Raw genomic sequence first — 7,381 nt, forward strand, 5'->3', positions numbered from 1 at the left:
ACATGCATAAGAATGTTGTCCGAACAGGACGAGCCAACAACCTCCTCGGCAGAAAATCCCGTAATGCGTTCCGAAGCCTTGTTCCAAAACTTTATCACTCTGTTTGTATCAACTATATATAATCCATCATTCAATTTTTCGATTATTTCCTCGTAAAATTTCTTGTCGAAATCAACCTTCACCTTCATCACCTCCCCTACAAGAGTTTTTGCTCTTTAATGGCTGTTTAATGGCAATTGCTTTATGCCGCTTCTTTTTATGTAATCTTTCGTATATGGGCACGCTGCAATACACATTCCGCATATGAGTTTGCCTATCTCGGGTCGGGAAGCCTCAATTTTTGTCTTTTCGTAACATTTCCATACATCGAAAAAGTCTTTCCTGTCGAAAGTACTGTTCCAATTCTTTCCAGAAGGGGCAGAAACAGGGCAAGCCTTCAGGCAATCCTTACACTCACCACATTTAGATTCTGTGATAGGTTCACCCACAGGAAGCTCAAGGTCTGTCAATAAAGAAGTAAACCTCAAAGCCGAACCGTACTCCTTGGTGACCAAAAGAGCGCACTTTCCGATCCATCCAAGGCCGCTTTTGGTGGCCACGGTCTTGTGAGGCAGGATGGTCCTCAAGTTTTCAGGAACTTTGTCTATGGTGGGCGGCAAATTCTTGACCCTGCCTCCCCTTGACAAGATCATCTCTTCGGCCAATATGCCCAGGCGCCATAAGGACTGGTTAGCATGGTCATAAAGCCTCGCATATTCATGGGTTGGCCCGTTTGTGATATTGCTTATAATCTCTGGATCCAAGGCAAAGCCTATGGATATGCCGTAGGGCAGCTCCGGGTAGGGTGTCACATCACGAAGGTCTGCAAAACCAACCAATGCTGCACCACTTTCAGTAAGCATGTTTTTAAGGTCTTCAAAAAAAGGCAAACCAATCACCTCCTCCAATAGTTATTTCTTAGTTTAGCAAATTTTACCTGCAAAGCACCATAGCACATCCTTCGGTGTCAGGTCTTTATTTTTGGTGTTTTTTTGCAATAGACATTCCCCACTCCCTCACTTTTCAAGAGAAACCTGACCTAAAGTTTTGGCTTCCGCAAAGCTGTTTAACATTAGAGCCTTATTCATCATGCTAAAATTAGACTAAACATGAAACCCAGAAAGGGGTTGAGGTCATGGCAAGAAGCCTGATTTCAGCATTAAAAAGGCTAATGAGCATGCAGCGGTGGAACTTTCTGCCCCGCATAGAGACATGGACCGAGGCAGAGAATGCAGCGTACGTTGCCCACCTGGGTTACGCGATAGCCCGACAGATGGGCGAAAATGACAAGTTCGTCGACCACCTCATCCTGCGTGCGCTGCTTCAGTCTTTCACCAAGTTCGAAATATCGGACATTCCAAGACACACCATAGAATCCCTTGAGAATATACCAGTTAAGGACAAGAAAAGGGGTGAAAATTACTACGAAACCCTCCGAAACGAAGCAGCACATAAAATCGCACCTCTCTTTCCCAGGCCCATAGGTGGCGAACTTTTGCCATACATGAAAGCAAAACTTCAGCTGGACAGTGAAGAACCGAAAATCATTAAGCTCGTAGATAGCATCTTCAATTACTGCAAAAGAAAGGCAGCCCTGGAAGAATGCATTACAAACAAAAAAGTATACGAGAGTGCTTACATTAAACGGGAAGAAGAGATCAGAAAGAGCATAAAAGAAATTCCTAATTACGAAGAATACGACACAATAATCGAAAACCACAGGGAATACTTCCTAACCGTACGGAACCTGAAATACCTGATTCGATGGAACCGAATCAAGCGCACCCTAGAAAGCAGTGTCCTAGCCCACACCTATGTGGTGGCCCTCTTGGCAGCAGTCTATTCTCTCTACGAGGAAAAGATGTTTGCTCCAATATACGGATTAGAGATATTTGCAGGCGGGAAATTCCATATCGAATCTGTATTGCTATCTCTATTTCACGATATTCTGGAGAGCTTAACAGGAGATGTAATATCCCCAGTAAAACAAAAAATTAACGAACTTGCGGCGTCAAATGAAGAAACCCCCCTGTGGGACATGGTGGAAGACAAGCAGAGAAAGGTCATCAAAGAAACCATGCCTTTTAAGGTAAAAGAAGACGTTGAAGCAAAAGGCCTTTTGAATGAGTTGAGCATGGCAGAAGCTTTCTCTGTTAGCTCTTTTACTAAACAATGCGACATGCTGGCCCTGGTAATAGAGTGCATTCTCGAGCTGGAAAATAATCCTGCCATCCCCGAGATGCAAACTACTGCCGCTAACTACCTGGAAAAGCTGAAAACTTCAGAATGGTTTTCTCTACGACAGCTAGCCCAGGAAATAAGTATGGAATATGGTGAAGTAGTGAAATAAAGAACACACCTGGGGTCGGGTCTTTATTTTTGGTGTTTCCTGCAAGATAGAGTGAGGATTCTTGAGCTGGCAACAGCTCAAAATATGAAAACCTGAACGTTCCACCCATATTCATCTCTTTGAGTGAAGGAGCATATAACACTCACTAGATGCCCGCCAGCACCCCGTTTAAGACGCAAAGGTAACTCCTTGGAGTTATATCCTCCCTCTTAGTATGTTATAAAATGATAGGTTCTATTGGACCTTTAAATCTTACTCCTCAAAAGGAGGAACCAGAGGTGACGAACTTAAACAGTACAGGCTACAGAGGCATAGCTTTGACCGTAGCGGGAAGCGATTCGGGAGGAGGGGCAGGCATACAGGCCGATCTGAAGACCTTCGCTGCTTTGAGGGTTTTCGGCACCAGTGCCATAACGGCAGTAACGGCCCAAAACAGCCTGGGGGTAAGCCATATAGAGGTGCTCTCCTCACAAAGCATAAAAAAGCAGATGGAGGCAGTTTTGTCCGACTTCTCTGTTGGCGCTATAAAAACCGGCATGCTGGCCTCTTCTGGGGTAATAGAAGCCGTTTGTGAAGTTTTATCCGCTTTCGCTCCACAAAAGGTTGTAATCGACCCGGTGATGATATCTCAAACAGGCCACTCTCTAATAGACGATTCAGCTGTTTCTACCTTGAAGGAAAAACTCTTAAAGCGCGCATTGCTTGTGACTCCCAACCTCCCGGAGACAGAAAAACTAGTGGGGTTTTCTATTGAAGATATGGAATCTGCAAAAAGGGCAGCTTCAATGATATCCCAGATGGGTGCTAAAGCCGTTCTCATAAAGGGCGGCCACCGAGCATCAGAAGAGGTACAGGATTTATTGTTCATAGATGGGAAAGTTAGAATATTCAGCCATCCCAGGATCCATACGGAGAACACCCATGGCACAGGATGTACCCTGAGTGCAGCCATTGCTGCCGAGCTCGCTTCAGGCTGCCAGTTGGAAAAAGCTGTAGCACGAGGCATTACATATCTTCAGATGGCACTCAAGCGGAGCTTTAAGCCAGGCAAGGGGGCAGGGCCTGTGGGGCATTTTGTAGTACCATCATGGGTAGGTGAGGAAATTGACTGATCTTGCCAAAATGCTTAGGTTCTACGTTATCCCTGACCTTACTTCTGGAAGAGGGCTTTCCCTGGTAGAACAAGCAAAGGCTGCATTAGAGGGAGGGGCGACGACCATACAGCTAAGGTGCAAGGATGCAACTTCAAAGGAACTATACGAGTACGCCCTGGCCTTCAGACGCCTGGCCGACGAGTATGAGGCCCTTTTCATCGTAAACGACCGGCTGGATGTAGCCTTAGCAGCGAATGCCGACGGCGTACACTTGGGAACGGAAGATTTACCCATCAAGGTCGCCAGAAAAATTGCACCAGAAGGATTCATTATTGGAGCCACAGCCAGAACACCGCAAAGAGCCGTAGAGGCACAAGAAGCTGGAGCAAATTACCTCGGGGTGGGGGCCATGTTTCCCACCAGGACAAAGAAGGATACTGTGATAATCGGCATAGAGGGGCTCAAGAAGGTAAAGGCTTCTGTTTCCATTCCGTGCGTGGCCATCGGGGGAATAACATTAAAAGACGTAAAAGAGGTCATGGAAGCTGGGGCCTGCGGGGTAGCCGTTAGCAGTGCCATATTTGGGGCCGAAAACCCGAAGGAAAGAGCAAAATTTTTCAAAAAAGAACTGGAAAAATATGAATGGAAGGTCTCATGCTAGGATAAATCACCTGTGATTTTAACTAGAAAGTATCGTGGGTGCTTTGAATGGAATGAATAAGGCTTGATTGTTTTGGGGGTCGGTTGGGAAATAACAAAAACACCAAAAATAAAGACCTGACCCCCAAGGTGGGGGGATAGTTCTGATCATTTTTTTGTTGTCTCTTTTTGCGGGAACTTTTGGAGCGATCCTAGGGCTTGGGGGAGGCATTTTCCTGGTACCTGCCCTCACATTGCTCGTGGGCGTTCCTATAAAGTTCGCTGTATCTACGAGCCTAATAGCAGTGGTAGCGACCTCTGTGGCATCCTCGAGCATATATCTTAAAAAGGGTTTCACCAACCTCAGGTTGGGATTGCTGTTGGAAACCACAACCGTCCTAGGGGCTGTCATTGGGAGCTCTATAGCTATTTACATAAAAGAAGAATTCCTCGCACTACTTTTTTCTTTCGTGGCCTTATATACGGCCATAGCAATGTGGCGCAGCGAAAAAAGCAAAAACAATAGCCTGCCTTCCGAAGAGAGAAAAGCCACGAAATCTTCCCTTAACTTGAGCAACGAATTTATCGACCCTTCCACCGGTAACAAAGTAAGTTATGCCCCTAAAAATTTACTTGCCGGCACAGTGTTAAGCTCTACGGCAGGAGCCATGTCTGCTCTGTTAGGAATAGGCGGCGGCCCAATAAAAGTGCCTTTAATGAGGCTGGTTATGGGAATACCATTAAAGGCCGCGACAGCTACAAGCTCTTTCATGGTAGGAATAACCGCATCAGCAAGCGCCCTAATCTACCTTGGAGAAGGCCTTGTAAAAACCGAATTGGCTATACCTGCCGTCTTAGGCATCTTTCTAGGTGCTCGAGCAGGTGCCCTGGCCGCAGGGAAAATAAAGAGCCGCTACATAAACTTCATATTTGTCATACTCTTAATAATAATTGCCCTGGAAATGTTCATGAAAGGAATAGGTGCTGTTCTATGAAGAGCCTGGAACAATTAGTTAGCAAAATAATGGTTTGGGGCCTAGCTGGGGCACTTTTCATAATAACCGCAGGGCTCCTCATGGGATTTTTAGATAAAGGAATAATGTTTCCTGGGAACGAGCTGCTATTAAACTTTGGCTTAATGCTCCTTCTCATAACTCCTTTCCTCTCCATACTGGCTTGCCTGATCTTTTTCCTTCGCACAAAGGAATGGGTAAATGCCATAATTTCTTTGATTACAATAGTAATTCTTCTAAGAGGCATACTACAAGCCATAGGAATGTAGATGGCTTTACTTTATAATAGTAACTAATTATTAATACAATAGCTATCGAGATTTCCTCTAACGAAAGGTGGGGAAATATGCATGAGAAGGATTGCCATTGGCATAGTTATAGTGTTGATGCTGTTAACAGGGTTCTCCAATGTGGCATCGGCAGTCAAGTACGTACATATAGCAACAGGCAGCATTGGAGGTTCCTATTATCCACTAGGCAAAGCCCTGGCCGAAATATGGAACAAAGCCATACCGAACATACAGGTGACACCCTTGGTCACGGGCGGTACTGTCAGCAATATACAAATGATGCAGGAGGGCAAGGCCCAAATAGCCTTTTTGGACGGGCTTTACTATTATGCCTACCAGGGCATGGAGAAATACGAGGGGAACCCCCAGAAATTCATCAGGGCTATGACTCCGCTATATCCAGAACCTGTACAGCTAATGGTGGCAAAAGACAGCGGGATAAGACACATTGGGGACTTCAGAGGGAAAAGGATCTCCATAGGTGCCAAGGGAAGCGGCACAGAGGTAACCGCAAGGCAGCTGCTTAAGGCCGCAGGGCTAAATCCAGAAAAAGACATACAAGAGGTAAACTTGGGTGTATATGAAACAGCAAAGGCTTTCAAGAAGAAGCAAATTGACGCTGCCATAATGGTAGGGACCTTGGAAATGGCTGGAGTAAAGGAGGCCAACGAACAAAACCTTGTGGAATTTATAGGAATTCCAGACCTTATAATAAGAAAAGTCATCTACGAGACCCCCTATTGGGTGCCTTTTACGATACCGGCAAACACCTACAAAGGACAGGATAAAGACATAAAAACTTACGCAAGCTGGAATATCCTGGCAGTGCACCAGGACCTTGATGCCGAGCTAGTTTATCAGCTAGCAAAACATTTTTTTGCTTCCAGGGACAAATTAGAAATATGCAGAAAAACCATGAAGACAGCCACTCCAGAAAACATAAAATACATCTTGATCCCTCTCCATGAAGGGGCAAGAAAATATTACAATGAGCTGGAAAAAGTAACCCCTTAAAATTTTCGCATAAGAGATGGAGGTAAGATTAATGGAAGATTGGATCTTTGAAATTTCTCCTGGAATAACCTTGAGCTTGATGGACTTGCCCTGCAGCCGTCGCGGTTACCACCACTTCCTTGGCATATGGCTTTTAAAGGATGACGTAAATAAGAGAACTATCCTCGTTGACTCCGGCCCAGCTTCCACGGTGCCAACTCTGCTGAAACAGCTTGAAGATAAAGGCATCAAACGCCTGGATTACATACTGATAAGCCACATCCACCTTGATCATTCGGGTGGGCTTGCTGAGGTCCTCGAAGAATTTCCAGAAGCCAAAGTTGCAGTCCACCCCAAAGGCAAGCCGCACCTTGTAAATCCTCAAAGGCTGTGGAAGGGAAGCCTGGAAGTGTTGGGAGAAATAGCCCTAGAGTACGGCGAGCCAAAGCCCGTGGAAGAAGCAGCATTTTTGCCCGATCCGCTGCCATTGGAGGGGATTACGGCTTTGGACACCCCAGGACATGCCCCACACCACCGGTCCTACTTTTACGACACCCCTGCAGGAAAGGTACTATTCGTCGGAGAGGCAGCAGGGACTTACGGAAGAAGAGGGTTCGCATACCCCGGAAAAGACGACGGAACATTCATCCTTAGACCTGCTACTCCACCCAGGTTCTATATAGATAAGGCGCTCGAATCAATAGAAACACTAAAAAAAATACCCGCCAAGGTCATGTGCTACGCCCATTTTGGCTACACTTACGAAGTAGAGAAAATGCTGGACGAATCCTCTAAACAGCTTTTACGCTGGCAGAAGCTGTGTCTCGAATTCATCAAAAATAACAAAATAAGCTCAAAAGATGCCGTAAATAAAGAAAAGCTCATGGAGTACCTTATAGAAAATGACCCACTCCTTGAGGACTTCCACTCCCTTCCGGAGGACCTAAAAGAAAGGGAGAAGGA

The 7,381-nt window shown here is 45.6% G+C and carries 9 protein-coding genes; 7 read left to right on the forward strand and 2 right to left on the reverse strand.

Annotation, left to right across the window (positions count from 1 at the left end; genetic code table 11):
- Both H0Z23_RS08270 and H0Z23_RS08275 read right to left on the reverse strand, forming a co-directional pair.
- On the reverse strand, positions 1–182 hold a 182-nt coding region (locus H0Z23_RS08270), incomplete at its 3' end, for a PAS domain-containing protein (RefSeq protein ID WP_296868971.1).
- A 33-nt stretch (positions 183–215) separates the two neighbouring features.
- On the reverse strand, positions 216–938 hold the full coding sequence (locus H0Z23_RS08275; protein ID WP_296868972.1) for a 4Fe-4S dicluster domain-containing protein: 723 nt from the start codon (positions 936–938) through the stop codon (positions 216–218).
- Between the two features lie 236 nt (positions 939–1,174).
- Here H0Z23_RS08275 and H0Z23_RS08280 point away from each other — a divergent pair, with 236 nt between their 5' ends.
- The 7 genes from H0Z23_RS08280 to H0Z23_RS08310 form a co-directional block, all read left to right on the forward strand.
- The gene (locus tag H0Z23_RS08280) at positions 1,175–2,389 is read left to right on the forward strand and encodes an HD family hydrolase (RefSeq protein ID WP_296868973.1); all 1,215 of its coding nucleotides are present in this window, start codon (positions 1,175–1,177) and stop codon (positions 2,387–2,389) included.
- A 278-nt stretch (positions 2,390–2,667) separates the two neighbouring features.
- A complete protein-coding gene (gene thiD, locus H0Z23_RS08285; RefSeq protein ID WP_296868974.1) occupies positions 2,668–3,501 on the forward strand; it encodes a bifunctional hydroxymethylpyrimidine kinase/phosphomethylpyrimidine kinase in 834 nt (277 codons plus the stop codon).
- Positions 3,485–4,144, forward strand: a complete 660-nt coding sequence (gene thiE, locus H0Z23_RS08290; protein ID WP_296868975.1) for a thiamine phosphate synthase — start codon at positions 3,485–3,487, stop codon at positions 4,142–4,144. The genes thiD and thiE overlap by 17 nt, the downstream gene beginning before the upstream one ends.
- Before the next feature lie 157 nt (positions 4,145–4,301).
- Positions 4,302–5,117 carry a sulfite exporter TauE/SafE family protein gene (locus tag H0Z23_RS08295; RefSeq protein ID WP_296868976.1) on the forward strand — a complete coding sequence of 272 codons (816 nt, stop codon included), beginning with the start codon at positions 4,302–4,304 and terminating at the stop codon, positions 5,115–5,117.
- Positions 5,114–5,404: a DUF1634 domain-containing protein gene (locus tag H0Z23_RS08300; protein ID WP_296868977.1), complete on the forward strand. Its 291-nt coding sequence runs from the start codon at positions 5,114–5,116 to the stop codon at positions 5,402–5,404. The genes H0Z23_RS08295 and H0Z23_RS08300 overlap by 4 nt, the downstream gene beginning before the upstream one ends.
- A gap of 81 nt (positions 5,405–5,485) precedes the next feature.
- On the forward strand, positions 5,486–6,439 hold the full coding sequence (locus H0Z23_RS08305; protein ID WP_296868978.1) for a TAXI family TRAP transporter solute-binding subunit: 954 nt from the start codon (positions 5,486–5,488) through the stop codon (positions 6,437–6,439).
- Between the two features lie 31 nt (positions 6,440–6,470).
- Positions 6,471–7,381 (forward strand): MBL fold metallo-hydrolase (locus H0Z23_RS08310; protein ID WP_296868979.1); only part of this gene is annotated, 911 nt, incomplete at its 3' end.

It is taken from the genome of Thermovirga sp., from assembly GCF_017656375.1.
In the GTDB taxonomy this organism is placed as follows: domain Bacteria; phylum Synergistota; class Synergistia; order Synergistales; family Thermovirgaceae; genus Thermovirga.

Coding starts and splice junctions, on each gene's coding strand:
- H0Z23_RS08280 (WP_296868973.1), top strand. CDS start 1,175: ATGGCAAGAAGCCTGATTTCAGCATTAAAAAGGCTAATGAGCATGCAG.
- H0Z23_RS08300 (WP_296868977.1), top strand. CDS start 5,114: ATGAAGAGCCTGGAACAATTAGTTAGCAAAATAATGGTTTGGGGCCTA.
- H0Z23_RS08305 (WP_296868978.1), top strand. CDS start 5,486: ATGAGAAGGATTGCCATTGGCATAGTTATAGTGTTGATGCTGTTAACA.